Below are 12,509 nucleotides of genomic sequence, written 5' to 3' on the forward strand. Positions count from 1 at the left end.
CGCAATGGGAGGAAGCAGTGTCAGAATCTGAATATAAACTCCGCCTGGCGCAAAACCTGATCGGCCGCGGCAAGGTTTCGCGCCGTGATTTCATCCAGCTCGGGCTGGCGGCCGGCCTGACGGTCGCCGCCGGCGACAAGCTCTTCGTGACCGTGGCGCGGGCGGAACCGCAGCGGGGCGGCTTCGCCAAGCTCGGCATGGCACATGGCGCGACGACGGATTCGATCGATCCGGCCGGCTATCTCGACACCTTCACGCAAACCGCCTTTTCGGGTGCCATGTCCAACAGCCTGACCGAGGTCGACGCGAAAGGCAGCATCCAACCGGACCTTGCCGAGAGCTTCGAGACCTCGGACGACGCGACGACATGGGTCTTCAAGCTGCGCAAAGGTGCGACCTTCCACAACGGCAAGACCGTAACAGCGGACGACGTGGTCGCCTCGATGCAATACCACATGGGAGTCGACACCAAATCGGCGGCGAAGTCGCTGCTGGAATCGGTGACCAATATCAAGGCGGACGGTCCGGAAACGATCGTTTTTAAACTAAACAGCGGCAATGCAGACTTTCCCTATATCATGAGCGACTATCACCTTGTCGTCATGCCTGCCAAGGACGGAAAGGCGGACTGGGAATCGGGCGTCCGGACCGGTGCCTTCGTGCTTGAGAACTTTCAGCCCGGCGTCTCGGCCAAGCTCAAGCGCAATCCCAACTACTTCAAGAACGGCAAACCCTATTTTGACGAGGTGGAGTTTATCGCCATCACGGACCTCGCAGCGCGTATGGCGGCGCTGTCAACCGGCGAGGTGGATTATATCGGCCGCGCCGACCTGAAAACGCTCGGTATGCTGAAGCGCAAGCCGAATATCGAAATCCTCGAGGTCACCGGATACGGCCATTACACGCTGCCGATGAACGTGACGGTGGCGCCATTCGACAACCCCGATGTGCGCATGGCGTTGAAATGGGCCATCGATCGCGAGGAAATCGCGCAGAAGATCTTCCTTGGCCATGCAACCGTCGGAAATGACAACCCGATCGCACCGGCGATCAAGTTCGCCATCAATCCGGAGCCGCAGCACAAGTTCGATCCGGAAAAGGCGCGCTTCCATCTGAAAAAAGCGGGAATCGAAAATCTCAAGGTCGACCTTTCCGTCGCCGACGCCGCTTTCGCCGGCGCCGTGGACGCAGCCGCCCTCATCCGCGAGACGGCGGCCCAATGCGGCATCGATGTCAATGTGGTGCGCGAGGCCGAGGACGCCTATTGGGACAATGTCTGGCTCAAGAAACCGTGGTGCGCCTCCTATTGGAGCGGTCGTGCAACGGCCGACTGGATGTTCACGCAGGCCTACTCGGCCGATTCCAGCTGGAACGACACGTTCTGGAAAAATCCTCGCTTTAACGAACTGCTGATCCAGGCACGCGCGGAGACCGACGAGGCCAAGCGCTCCGCGATGTATGCAGAAATGCAGCAGTTGACGCATGACGACGGCGGCGCCATCGTCCTGGTATTCAACAATTTTGTCAGCGCCAAGTCCAAGAAACTGGCGCATGGCGAGGTGGCGCCGAACTGGGAGAATGACGGACTGAAGATGGCCGAGCGCTGGTGGATAGCCACCGCGTGACGTTCGCCAGGCGAACTGCCCGCGGCGCGGGCGGTTCGCTGTTTTCAGGGGAAAGGCTCGAAGGTACCGTCCATGAACCCGGTCGTTAGAACGGTTCTGCAGCGCCTGGGCCTTGGCCTGATCACGCTCTTCATCGTCTCGATCATCATATTTTCGGCGATTGCCATGCTTCCGGGCGATTTCGCCAAGGCGATGCTTGGGCAATCTGCGACGCCCGAGACGGTCGCTGCCTTCCAGCGCGAGATCGGCATCGATCGTCCGCCGGTCGAGCGCTATTTCGCCTGGGTCGGACAGATCGTGCAGGGGGATTTCGGCTCTTCCTTCGCAAGCCGCACCGGCTACCGGCGCACGGTCGCCGAGATCATTGCGCCCCGGCTCTACAACACGATGTTCCTCGCCGTGATGACCGCCCTTATAGCGGTCCCTCTCGCGCTGGGACTCGGCATTCTCGCCGCTCTCTATCGCAACAGCTGGTTCGACCGTGTGGTGAACACGGTGACGCTGACGACGATTTCGTTCCCCGAATTCTTCGTCGCCTATATGCTGGCCTATCTCATCATCTCGCGCGACACGTTCATCGGAACCGAATTTGCACAATCCCTACCCGAGTGGCTCGCGTCTTCGATCAACTGGGTCCTGAACCTGGTTCCCAAATTTCCGACACTGGCGAATATCAGCGACCAAACGCCGTTCTGGGAGCACGTCTGGCGCGCAGCGCTGCCGTCCATCACCCTGACGCTGGTGATTGTTGCCCATATGATGCGTATGACGCGAGCGGCGATTATCAACATGCTGGCAAGCCCCTATATCGACATGGCGCGGCTCAAGGGAATGTCGCCAATGGCAATCGTCCTCAGACACGCCCTGCCTAATGCCTGGGCGCCCATCGTCACGGTAATTGCTTTCAACCTCGCTTATCTCATCGTCGGCGTGGTCGTGGTCGAGGTAGTGTTCGTCTATCCCGGCATCGGCCAATTGATGGTCGATGCGGTGAAGTCGAGGGATGTTCCGGTCGTGCAAGCCTGCGCCTTGATTTTCGCGGCAACCTACATCCTGCTCAACCTGACCGCCGACATCATTTCCATCGCCACCAATCCGAGGCTTTTGCACCCGCGATGACCAGTATCGAACACGCCGTGGCGGTTCCGAGACAAAGGCGCACGCGCGCCTCGCGGGTAAAAACCGCACTCAGAAAGGCTCCCTTCAGCGCCTGGTTCGGCATCGTGGTCATCCTTGGCTATGTCTTCGTCGCGCTGTCGGCGCCCTGGATAGCGCCCTACGGGGAAACGCAGGTTTTCAGCGAAGCCTTCGCGCCCTGGAGCCAGGAATTCATCGTCGGGACCGACCAACTCGGCCGCGACGTGCTCACCCGGCTGATCTATGGCGCGCGCAATACGGTCGGCATCGCTCTCGCGACTACGCTTCTGTCCTTCGCGGTCGGCGTCACTCTAGGCTTGCTGGCCGCGATGTACCGGGGTTGGCTCGACCAAATTTTGTCACGCGCGGTAGACGTGCTGATGTCGATCCCGAGCCTCATCTTCGCGCTGGTGTTGCTATCCATCTTCGGTTCCTCGGTCACCAGCCTGATCCTCATCATCGCCCTGCTCGATTCAACCCGCGTATTTCGGCTGGCGCGTGCGGTCGGGCTGAATGTTGCCGTCATGGAATATGTCGAAGCCGCGCAACTGCGTGGCGAAGGGCCGAGATGGATTCTGACTAAGGAGATCCTGCCCAACGTGCTGCCGCCGCTGATCGCGGAATTCGGTCTGCGCTTCTGTTTCGTTTTCCTCACCATCGCCGCGCTCTCCTTTCTCGGCGTCGGCATCCAGCCCCCGACAGCCGACTGGGGCTCGATGGTGCGGGAAAACGCCACCCTCATCACCTATGGCGACATTACTCCGCTCTTGCCGGCAGGCGCGATCGCCCTTCTCACGGTTTCTGTGAATTTCGTTGTCGATTGGTTCCTGCACACGACAAGCGGGTTGCGCGATGAAAAGTAAGGATTCTGGCCCACGCGAAAAGGGAACGAAACTCCTCAGCGTTCGCGACCTTCACGTCGAAGGGTTTTCCGACGAGCGCTGGCACCCGATCGTTCGCGGTGTGGATCTCTCGCTAAAGCGCGGTGAGGTTCTCGGCCTCATAGGCGAGTCCGGCGCCGGAAAATCCACCATTGGGCTTGCCGCGATGGGATATGCCAAGCCAGGTTGCCGGATAACGCAAGGATCGATCCTGTTCGACGGGATCGACCTCCTCGCCATGAGCGAAACCGCACGGCGGCGGCTCAGAGGCTCGCGCATCGCCTATGTCGCGCAAAGCGCGGCCGCCTCCTTCAACCCGGCCCACCGGCTCCTCGATCAGACCGTCGAAACGGTCGTGGCGCACGGGATCGCCAGTCGCGAGGCAGCGAATCGGGATGCCATCGAACTTTACCGGCGTCTTCACCTGCCGGATCCGGACAGCATCGGCTTCCGCTATCCTCACCAGGTCTCCGGAGGGCAGTTGCAGCGGGCAATGACCGCGATGGCGATGGCCTGCCGGCCCGACCTGATCATCTTCGACGAGCCGACGACGGCGCTCGACGTGACCACACAGGTGGAGGTCCTCGCCTCGATCCGCAAGATTGTCGAAGAGTTCAACACTGCCGCGATCTACGTCACGCATGATCTGGCGGTGGTTGCGCAGATGGCGGACCGGATCATGGTTCTGCGCCATGGCCGTACTGTGGAGGAGGCCGAAACACGCCAGATGCTTGCGGCGCCGGCCGAAGACTATACGAGGACGCTCTGGGCGGTGCGAAAGCTAGCCAAACCCGAAGTGCCGGCCGCGGACCATCTGCTCACGATCGATAACATCACCGCCGCCTACGCAGGGAAAGTCAAGGTTCTGCAGGATGTATCGATCAAGGTGCCGCGCGGACGGACGGTAGCGGTCGTCGGTGAATCTGGTTCCGGTAAATCAACGCTCGCCCGCGTCATCACCGGCCTGCTGCCGCCGGTCTCGGGCTCGATCTCATTTGCGGGGCATCGTTTGCCAAGAACACTGAAAGAGAGGCCCAAAGACATTCTGCGCCGCATCCAGATGATCTATCAGATGCCTGACAACGCGCTCAATCCGCGTCAGACCGTCGAGGAGGTCATCTCCCGGCCACTCGAGTTCTATCTCGGCCTCAAAGGGGCGGCGTGCGACCGCCGCGTTGGCGAACTCATGCACATGATCGAGATGGACGAAAGCTTCCTCGACCGTTTGCCGGGCGAACTCTCGGGCGGTCAGAAGCAGCGCATCTGCATTGCCCGGGCGCTGGCTGCTAATCCGGAGCTCATCATCTGCGACGAGGTGACCTCGGCCCTCGACCAGATCGTACAGGAAGAGATCCTGAAGCTTCTTATGCGGCTCCAACAAGAATTCGGAGTCAGCTACATTTTCATCACGCACGACATCGCGACGGTGCGGGCAATCGCAGACGAAATTGTCGTCATGCATCAAGGCAAAGTCGTCGAGCAGGGGCTCAAGACCGAAATCCTGACGCCGCCGCATGCTCCGTATACCGAACTGCTTCTCTCCTCCGTGCCGGAGATGGATCCAGACTGGCTGACGAAGCTGCTGGAAACCCGGGAGCGCAAGCGGGTCGGCGCGGCGAACTGAATCCCAACGTATTGACCGCTTGGCTCCAGTTCTCGCGCGAACGTCGGTTATGCCGCAACCGCGACGTCCAGAATGGTCGCAACAATGTCTGCTTTCAGGCAGTAGCAACGGCCATCTCAATGGTCGAAGTGAGGCGATCCACGCCGGCTAACTCGTGAACCACGCGGCATGCTGCCGGTGCACGAGTGGGGCCAATGATCGAAAGTCTCATGCCGCGTTGATAACTCAGCTGGAACTAAAGACGCCACCCGCCATGCCCCAACCCGCCGCGGTTGATGTCGTTCGACCAGCCATCTTGCTGGTCGGGCTCTTAGTCGTATTGGCACTCGTGGTGGGCCACTAGAGCCCCGATGATGCCACGATGCAACAGCAGCTAGGACCGGCCATATTTGTTACGAATGGTGTCGATGTCGGATTGATCGCCCCGGCCTCGTCGTTCCAGAAAATGAAGGAGCAACGATATGTCTGAAAAGGAAGTCTTGTCTGTCATCCGGGGCCAGGAAGACGCAACTGCCAAGGGGGACGCCCGCGCCAACGTCGATGCCATGGACCCGGATGTCGTGGTTTTCGATCTGCCGCCGCCGCTTGCCTATCGAGGCGAACAGGCACGCGACATCGAAGGGATAAATGCTTGGTTTGCAACTTGGCGCAACGGCGTCACCGTTCACATGGCTGACCCGCAGCTCATGATCGACGGCGATCTTGCAGTGGCCTTCGGGCTGTCGCGCATGACTGGCATCAAGACCGATGGCACAAAGGTCGACTCCTGGAGCCGGCGAACCATCGTGCTAAGGCGCATCGCCGGTTCTTGGAAAATCATCCACGAACATGCCAGCTTCCCTATGGCAATGGACGGAAGTGGGCGCGCTGTGACGGATCTCTTGCCGTAGTTCCGGAACGCCTAACGTCCTCAACAGGGATGTCGGCTTTCACGCGGCAAGGGTTCGTAGTTGAACGGTCGATTTGGCGGCGCGTTGCTGACAGTCAGCCTTGCGGCCGTTGGCGGACTTGCGGCTTAGAGGCTGAATGTCAGAAGCGTTCGGGAGCCTATATCCGTTCCCAAAATCGCACATTGAGCGCAACCAGCGGTTCTGACCCTAAGCTGCCGTTTCACCTTGGAAGTTCGGGCCGGGTGGGACAGCGGACGTTCCGCGATATCCAAGTCAGATCTTGCAGGAAAATGACAAATGCCCGGAAGCAGTCGATCCTGGGTCGATCATGTCCTTGTCTGATCAGGGATTATGATGACATCGCTGCGTCGGCCGCCTCGGCGGCGCGCCGCCTCAACAGGGCATGTTCCCGCCTGTTGCCCGCCAGCGCCGCGGCTGCTTCGAACGCGGCGCGCGCCTCCTCGTAGCGGCCGAGCTTGTGGAGGAGGTCGCCGCGAACGCTCGGCAGCAGGTGATAGCCTTTGAGCGCCGGCTCGCGCGCAAGGCGGTCTACGATCGCCAGCGCCACTTCTGGCCCCTCGGCCATGCCGACGGCAACCGCGCGGTTGAGGCCAATGATTGGCGAGCGCACGACAGCCGCCAGTTCCGCATAAAGTCCGGCGATGCGCGACCAGTCGGTATCGCCCGCTGTCCTCGCCTGGGCGTGGCAGGCGATAATCGTCGCCTGGAGGACGTAAATGCCGCCGGCTCCGCCTAATTCGCGTGCTCGCCCGAGCGCCTGCATCCCGCGCCGGATCTGGAGCTGGTCCCAGAGTGCGCGGTTCTGGTCCAGCATGAGGATTGGCTCGCCCCCTGCATCAGTACGCGCCGCCGTGCGCGAGGCGTTCAGCTTCATCAGAGCGAGCAGTCCATGGGCTTCGGGCTCGTGCGGCACGATGGAGGTGAGCCCGCGGCCCATGCGAAGCGCTTCATTGCAGAGCTGGGGGCGCAGCCAGTCCTCGCCGCTCGCCGCGGTGTAGCCTTCGTTGAAGATGAGGTAGACGACCTCCAGCACCGAGGAGAGCCGCTTTGAGAGCTCCTCGCCGCTTGGGGTCTCGTAGGCCAGCCCCGATTCCGAAAGAGTCCGCTTCGCGCGCACGATGCGCTGGGCGATTGTCGCCTCCGGCAGCAGGAAGGCCCTGGCGATCTCCTGTGTTGTCAGGCCGCAGATCATCCGCAGTGCCAGCGCCGCGCGCGCCTCGCGCGATAGTCGCGGGTGACAGGCGGTGAAGATGAGCCGAAGCAGTTCATCGCCTATGTCGTCGTCCAGGGCCGAGTCGAGGTCGGGCATGGCCTGCTGCTCCTCCTCCATATCCCAGGCGATAATGTCGTGCTTGCGCTCGAGCATCCGGCTGCGGCGCAGATGATCCAGGGCCCGGCGCTTGGCGGTCGCCATCAGCCAGGCGCCGGGTTTTTCCGGAACGCCTGTGGCGGGCCACCACTCAAGGGCGGCCAGCAGGGCTTCCTGCGTCAAATCCTCGGCCAACGGCACATCGCGCAGCATCCTCGCCAGACTGGTGATCAGCCGGGGCTGCTCGATCCGCCACACGGCGAGGATCGTGCGATGGGCGTCGGCGACCGTCATGGCCGCCGACCGCGTCTGCAGGAACGTCGCCTCAAGGGCCGGCAAACGCGCGGACCTCGCACGTGCCCTCCCAATCCGGCATGAAATCCTTGTGGAGCTGCATGAACTCGACCGCCGATGCCACAGCCTCTTCCTTGTTCCGGAACTCCATGATCGCGTAGCCGCCGATGACCTCCTTCGCCTCGACGAACGGGCCATCGATGACGCTGAGCTTCCCTCGGCGATGCGCACCTGCGCGCCCATCGCGACCGGCGTGAGCCCGCCCATGTCGACCATGCGGCCGGCCTTGATTTCCCGGTCGGCGAGCTTGTTCATCGCCTCGATGAGTTCCGCCGTTGGCGGTCCGGCGTGGGCGGAAGTGACGAACGACATGAAGCGCATTTGAGAACTCCTCCTGAGGCGAGCCGCGGACGTGGTGGCCGCTGAACAGTCTCGCTAATAAGTCGACGAACCAGCCCCCGGCGGATCGACATGCGCTTTGAATAAATCACGCCCGGGCTCTAAAGACGATGGGCGAGTGAACAGGGTCGATTGACCAACCCCATCTAACGTCCAACGTCGTGAGTTCCGTTGCCGCGTTATTTTGGCGCCTAGGAGGCTGGTACTAACTTCCGCCAAGGGCTCGACTTCCGCCGTTGGACGTCCGTCAATTTAACGGTCGGTTCTGACCCATTCGAGACCTTCATTCTCGGCGTTGCGAATGGCAGCAACGCGCCTAATCTCAGCCGTTCGTCGACGCTCAGCTCGATCCCGAATCCCGCCTTTCGCTCAGTCGTTGTGATGGGCTCGAGTCAATACGTGCAATCCAATGGATTGGCGGCTATCCGCCGGCATGATCCCGCCGCAGGAGCGAAGTCCGCCTCACGCAAGAAACGCGCCGGCCGATGAAGGCTGAGTTGCATTCGAACCAACGGCCGCTTGATGAACAGTCGAGATCTCTACCGGTGAGCTATCGGGGAGCTGCTGATACCAAATTCAACTTAATTTCGGATTGGGCTATAAGGCACTTGCCGAATATGGTGGCGACGTGCTTGCCGCCCTATTTCACCAAAGACGGGCCCGCCGGAATGAAGGCCAGCTGTCGGGGACCGGCAGGGAGCCAGTCAGCGACTGACGTTGGGTCGTTTGCCGGAATGCCGCCGTCGAGGAACGAGAAGGCACTGGCTGGGTGTTGATGGCCACATCGGGAGGTGAACCCATGGAACCGCGCGCCAAGAAACAGGAGAACCTTTCCCGACTCGAACGGGCCGCGCAACAGACTGCTGACCCAAAAACTATGGAACAGAAGGCGAAAAAGCCCGAGGAAAAATTCCGCTTCAGCCTACGCAAGGAAGACGTCTGGTGGACGGTTGGTTTCGCTGCCGCTGCCTTGCTGCTTTTTGGCATCCAAGTCCTGATCAATTGGCGCTTAGAATGGCTTGACGCGCCTTTGCGCGTTCGCGTGCTGAACTACGTCAGGGGCGGCCTTCTCATTTTCGTTATGCTGACCGTTGCGAATGTTATCGAAGTCTTTCTCATTGGCCGAATTCCCAATCGTGTTTCGCGCTTCAACTTGCAACGCATTTTTCGATTAGTCGTCGTCGTCGCCATCGTCTTCGTGGCCATTTCAGTCTTATTTGTGAACTGGTACACTGCGGTTGTTTCACTCGGCCTGATTTCACTGATTCTCGGCTTTGCCCTGCAAATGCCGATCTCCAGTTTCATCGCGTGGATTTATATTTTGGCCAGGGCGCCTTATCGCGTTGGCGACCGCATTCGCATCGGCGATGCCCATGGCGATGTCATTGATGTCAGCTATCTCGACACGACATTATGGGAATTCGGCGGCGAACATCTTTGGACCGATCATCCGAGCGGACGCGTCATCAAGTTTCCGAACTCCACCGTGTTTGACACGCCGGTCTTCAACTATTCCTGGCCGCTGTTTCCCTATGTCTGGAATGAAATCAAGTTCCAGCTCGCTTATGAAAGCGATCTGGAATTCGTAGCGAAAACCATGAGAGAGGTCGTCGACGAGCAGATCGGCGACATCATGAGCCAGAAGGTGAAGGTCTATAAGCACATCCTGTCGCAAACGCCGGTGGACGAACTCGAAGTGAAGGAGCATCCCGTGGTTCATTTTCGCGTCAGTGAAAACACCTGGCTCGAGGCCATCGTGCGTTACCTCGTGCCGCCGAAGGAAGCGGGGCGCACCAAAACACGCTTGATCAAGGAAATGCTGGCGCGAATGAATGCAAAACCCGATCGCGTGCTGTTTCCGAAGAGCAATTTGAGGTGAACTTCCTCAGGCCACGCCGCGCGGAGCCACCCCGCCCGCATCGCGGCAGGCTGATGCATCTGGAGCGCCTATGATGAAGCCGACCGGATCCACCGAGGCAGTGAGGATCGAGGACCTTGACGACGCGGGGCTGGTTGAACACGCGCGACAGCGTGACCCCGCCGCATTCTGGTTAATCATCAAGCGTCACAATCAGCGGCTTCACCGGGTCGCCCGCGCCGTCCTGAACGACGACACCGAGGCCGAGGACGTACTTCAGGAGACCTATATCCACGCCTTCACCCATCTGGCCGAATTCCGCGCGGAGGCGCAGCTGTCGACCTGGCTCACCCGGATCGCGCTGAATGAGGCGCTGGGACGCCGCCGGAAAAGGCGGCCCACCGTCGACGTGAAAGCCATCGAGGGCATGGTCGCTCCGTTCAGCGCCCACAAGCCTGATCCCGAAGAGGCGGCCGCTCTCGCTGAAATCCGCAACCTCCTGGAGCGAGCCGTCGGTGGCTTGCCAGAGCCCTTTCGCATCGTCTTTGTCATGCGAGACGTCGAGGAAATGAGCATTGAGGAAACGGCTTTTCTCTTGGCATTGCGACCTCAGACGGTGAGCACCCGTCTTTATCGCGCACGCCGGCTGCTCCGCGAGGCGCTGCGGGAAAAGCTCGCCACCGTGTTCACGGATACGTTTCTCTTCGCTGGCGCCCGTTGTGACCGCCTCGCGCAATCAGTCTTAGACCGGCTCGCAATCCGCCTGGTTCGAAAGGATACTCATCCGTTGAACACGGCGACTGAGCGCACGTAGACGCCGTCCATGCCGAGATTACGCCGGCTCCTTTCGCGGGGATGTTGTAGCGGGACGCGGGAATATTTTGGCGGCCCGGACCATCTAATCATCAGGCAAATGCACTCGGCGCCGCGGTGCTGACAGCGGCGTTGAATCAACAAACATAGGAGACCGCCATGCAGGGCGCACTTCACCTATCCCGGCGTCAGTCGCTTCAGGGACTTGTCGTACTCGGTGCCGGAGCGGCACTCGGCGGAATCGCACGGTCTTCTCCGGTATTGGCACAGGACATATCGGACGAGGACATTTTCCGCTTTGCGCTCAACCTCGAATATATGGAGGCTGAATACTACCTCCGCGGCACCACCGGAAAAGGCATCGACGCAGCCGATGCCGGTTCGAAACCAGGTGACGTCGTTGGCGGCAAGCAAGTCTCCTTCGAGACGCCCGCCATCGGCGAATTCATGCAGGAAGTCGCCGAAAACGAACTCGCGCACGTTCGCTTCTACCGCAAGACGCTTGGAGCCAACGCCGTCGACCGGCCGGCGATCGATTTCGATGCGGGGTTCAAGGCGGTTGCGGAGGCAGCTGGTCTCGGTGCGGACTTCGACCCCTTCGGCAACGAAACGAACTTCGTTCTCGGCGGGATGTTGTTCGAGGATGTCGGCGTCACCGCCTATGCCGGTGCTGCGACAGTTCTGAAAAACAAGGACTTCCTCGCCGCCGCCGCAGGCATCCTGGCGGTCGAGGCCTACCACATGGGAATGGCGCGATCGACGCTATACCGGAAGGGAGAGGAAGCCTGGAAGGCCGCCAACGCCGTCTCCGATGCCCGCGACAAAATCGACGGATCGGAAGACAAGGACCAGGGAATCCAGGTGGACGGAAAAGCAAACATCGTTCCGTCGACGCCCGATGCGATCGCCTTCACCAGAACGCCACAGGAGGTGCTCCGGATCGTCTATCTCAGCGACAAGGACGGAGTGAGCAAGGGCGGCTTTTATCCGGAAGGGATGAACGGCACGCTCAAGAGCACCTGAGCCAACTGCGACGAGGGCTGCTCTTGGAGAAAGACCATGAGTAAAGATGATGATGTGAACCACGGATCGGCAGCTTCAAGCCGAGCGCTGTCTCGCCGCAATTTCCTGAAAGTCTCTGTGACCGGTGCGGCGATTGCCAGCGCCGGCGGCCTTTCAGCCTGTATGACTGGACCGATGGCGGCCGGAAAGACAACCAAGGCGCTGGCGCTGTACCAGGACACCCCAAATCGTGGCCCACGCTGCGGTGGGTGTACTCACTTCCGAGAGCCAAACGGGTGCGAGATCGTTGCCGGTGCAATCAGCCCAAATGGCTGGTGCCGTTTCCACGAGCCGCTGCCGGCTTGATGCAACAAATTGCCGTCTCCCGCCTTATGTCTCTGGCGGGAGCAACGCGACGTCAGCTTCCACGTCCAGAGCGGACGTTGGCCGGCCGGCGGTAAGGCGTGTGCCTAGGGTCATGGGCGTGAATTCGTTCTCGGAGAGCGAACGTCCGCATTGGGTCGATCAGCGGAATGGTCGCTTGTCTGTAACTTCGTCCCGAAAGCGGAAGGGCAGGTTTCGTGAAGAGTTTCGGGCGCCGGCAGGCGTACGAAAGTCCCCGAGGAAGGAACCCGCGGGCCACAGGCGATGGCTAT

General features: G+C 60.6%; 11 protein-coding genes. 9 read left to right on the plus strand and 2 right to left on the minus strand.

Annotated features, from left to right (window positions below; all coding sequences use genetic code 11):
• Positions 1-17: 17 nt before the first annotated feature.
• The 5 genes from AC0L2M_RS07545 (at position 18) to AC0L2M_RS07565 (ending at position 6,157) form a co-directional block, all read left to right on the plus strand.
• The gene (locus tag AC0L2M_RS07545) at positions 18-1,625 is read left to right on the plus strand and encodes an ABC transporter substrate-binding protein (RefSeq protein WP_128166468.1); all 1,608 of its coding nucleotides are present in this window, start codon (positions 18-20) and stop codon (positions 1,623-1,625) included.
• 72 nt (positions 1,626-1,697) lie between these two features.
• Complete coding sequence (locus AC0L2M_RS07550) at positions 1,698-2,744, plus strand: ABC transporter permease (protein ID WP_023797725.1); 1,047 nt, start codon at positions 1,698-1,700, stop codon at positions 2,742-2,744.
• Complete coding sequence (locus AC0L2M_RS07555) at positions 2,741-3,625, plus strand: ABC transporter permease (RefSeq protein ID WP_023797726.1); 885 nt, start codon at positions 2,741-2,743, stop codon at positions 3,623-3,625. Before AC0L2M_RS07550 ends, AC0L2M_RS07555 begins: the two co-directional genes overlap by 4 nt.
• Positions 3,615-5,267, plus strand: coding sequence for an ABC transporter ATP-binding protein (locus AC0L2M_RS07560; protein WP_023797727.1), 1,653 nt, complete (start codon positions 3,615-3,617; stop codon positions 5,265-5,267). The genes AC0L2M_RS07555 and AC0L2M_RS07560 overlap by 11 nt, the downstream gene beginning before the upstream one ends.
• A gap of 461 nt (positions 5,268-5,728) precedes the next feature.
• Entirely contained in the window at positions 5,729-6,157 is a 429-nt protein-coding gene (locus AC0L2M_RS07565) for a YybH family protein (protein WP_236377519.1), read from the plus strand.
• A gap of 349 nt (positions 6,158-6,506) precedes the next feature.
• On the opposite strand, the gene AC0L2M_RS07570 is transcribed toward AC0L2M_RS07565, so the two are convergent.
• Positions 6,507-7,781, minus strand: coding sequence for an RNA polymerase sigma factor (locus AC0L2M_RS07570; RefSeq protein ID WP_473534484.1), 1,275 nt, complete (start codon positions 7,779-7,781; stop codon positions 6,507-6,509).
• Between the two features lie 31 nt (positions 7,782-7,812).
• On the minus strand, positions 7,813-8,265 hold the full coding sequence (locus AC0L2M_RS07575; RefSeq protein ID WP_473534501.1) for a YciI family protein: 453 nt from the start codon (positions 8,263-8,265) through the stop codon (positions 7,813-7,815).
• A gap of 714 nt (positions 8,266-8,979) precedes the next feature.
• On the opposite strand from AC0L2M_RS07575, the gene AC0L2M_RS07580 reads away from it, so the two are divergent.
• The 4 genes from AC0L2M_RS07580 (at position 8,980) to AC0L2M_RS07595 (ending at position 12,219) form a co-directional block, all read left to right on the plus strand.
• Positions 8,980-10,059, plus strand: a complete 1,080-nt coding sequence (locus tag AC0L2M_RS07580) for a mechanosensitive ion channel family protein (protein WP_128173321.1) — start codon at positions 8,980-8,982, stop codon at positions 10,057-10,059.
• Positions 10,060-10,129: 70 nt separating this feature from the next.
• Entirely contained in the window at positions 10,130-10,852 is a 723-nt protein-coding gene (locus AC0L2M_RS07585; protein ID WP_128173320.1) for an RNA polymerase sigma factor, read from the plus strand.
• A gap of 158 nt (positions 10,853-11,010) precedes the next feature.
• Positions 11,011-11,874, plus strand: coding sequence for a ferritin-like domain-containing protein (locus AC0L2M_RS07590; RefSeq protein ID WP_128173319.1), 864 nt, complete (start codon positions 11,011-11,013; stop codon positions 11,872-11,874).
• A gap of 36 nt (positions 11,875-11,910) precedes the next feature.
• Positions 11,911-12,219, plus strand: a complete 309-nt coding sequence (locus AC0L2M_RS07595; protein WP_128173318.1) for a twin-arginine translocation signal domain-containing protein — start codon at positions 11,911-11,913, stop codon at positions 12,217-12,219.
• Positions 12,220-12,509: the final 290 nt, after the last annotated feature.

This window comes from Mesorhizobium sp. WSM4806, from assembly GCF_055811635.1.

Coding starts and splice junctions, on each gene's coding strand:
- AC0L2M_RS07550 (WP_023797725.1), top strand. CDS start 1,698: ATGAACCCGGTCGTTAGAACGGTTCTGCAGCGCCTGGGCCTTGGCCTG.
- AC0L2M_RS07555 (WP_023797726.1), top strand. CDS start 2,741: ATGACCAGTATCGAACACGCCGTGGCGGTTCCGAGACAAAGGCGCACG.
- AC0L2M_RS07560 (WP_023797727.1), top strand. CDS start 3,615: ATGAAAAGTAAGGATTCTGGCCCACGCGAAAAGGGAACGAAACTCCTC.
- AC0L2M_RS07565 (WP_236377519.1), top strand. CDS start 5,729: ATGTCTGAAAAGGAAGTCTTGTCTGTCATCCGGGGCCAGGAAGACGCA.
- AC0L2M_RS07570 (WP_473534484.1), bottom strand. CDS start 7,781: ATGACGGTCGCCGACGCCCATCGCACGATCCTCGCCGTGTGGCGGATC.
- AC0L2M_RS07580 (WP_128173321.1), top strand. CDS start 8,980: ATGGAACCGCGCGCCAAGAAACAGGAGAACCTTTCCCGACTCGAACGG.
- AC0L2M_RS07585 (WP_128173320.1), top strand. CDS start 10,130: ATGATGAAGCCGACCGGATCCACCGAGGCAGTGAGGATCGAGGACCTT.
- AC0L2M_RS07590 (WP_128173319.1), top strand. CDS start 11,011: ATGCAGGGCGCACTTCACCTATCCCGGCGTCAGTCGCTTCAGGGACTT.
- AC0L2M_RS07595 (WP_128173318.1), top strand. CDS start 11,911: ATGAGTAAAGATGATGATGTGAACCACGGATCGGCAGCTTCAAGCCGA.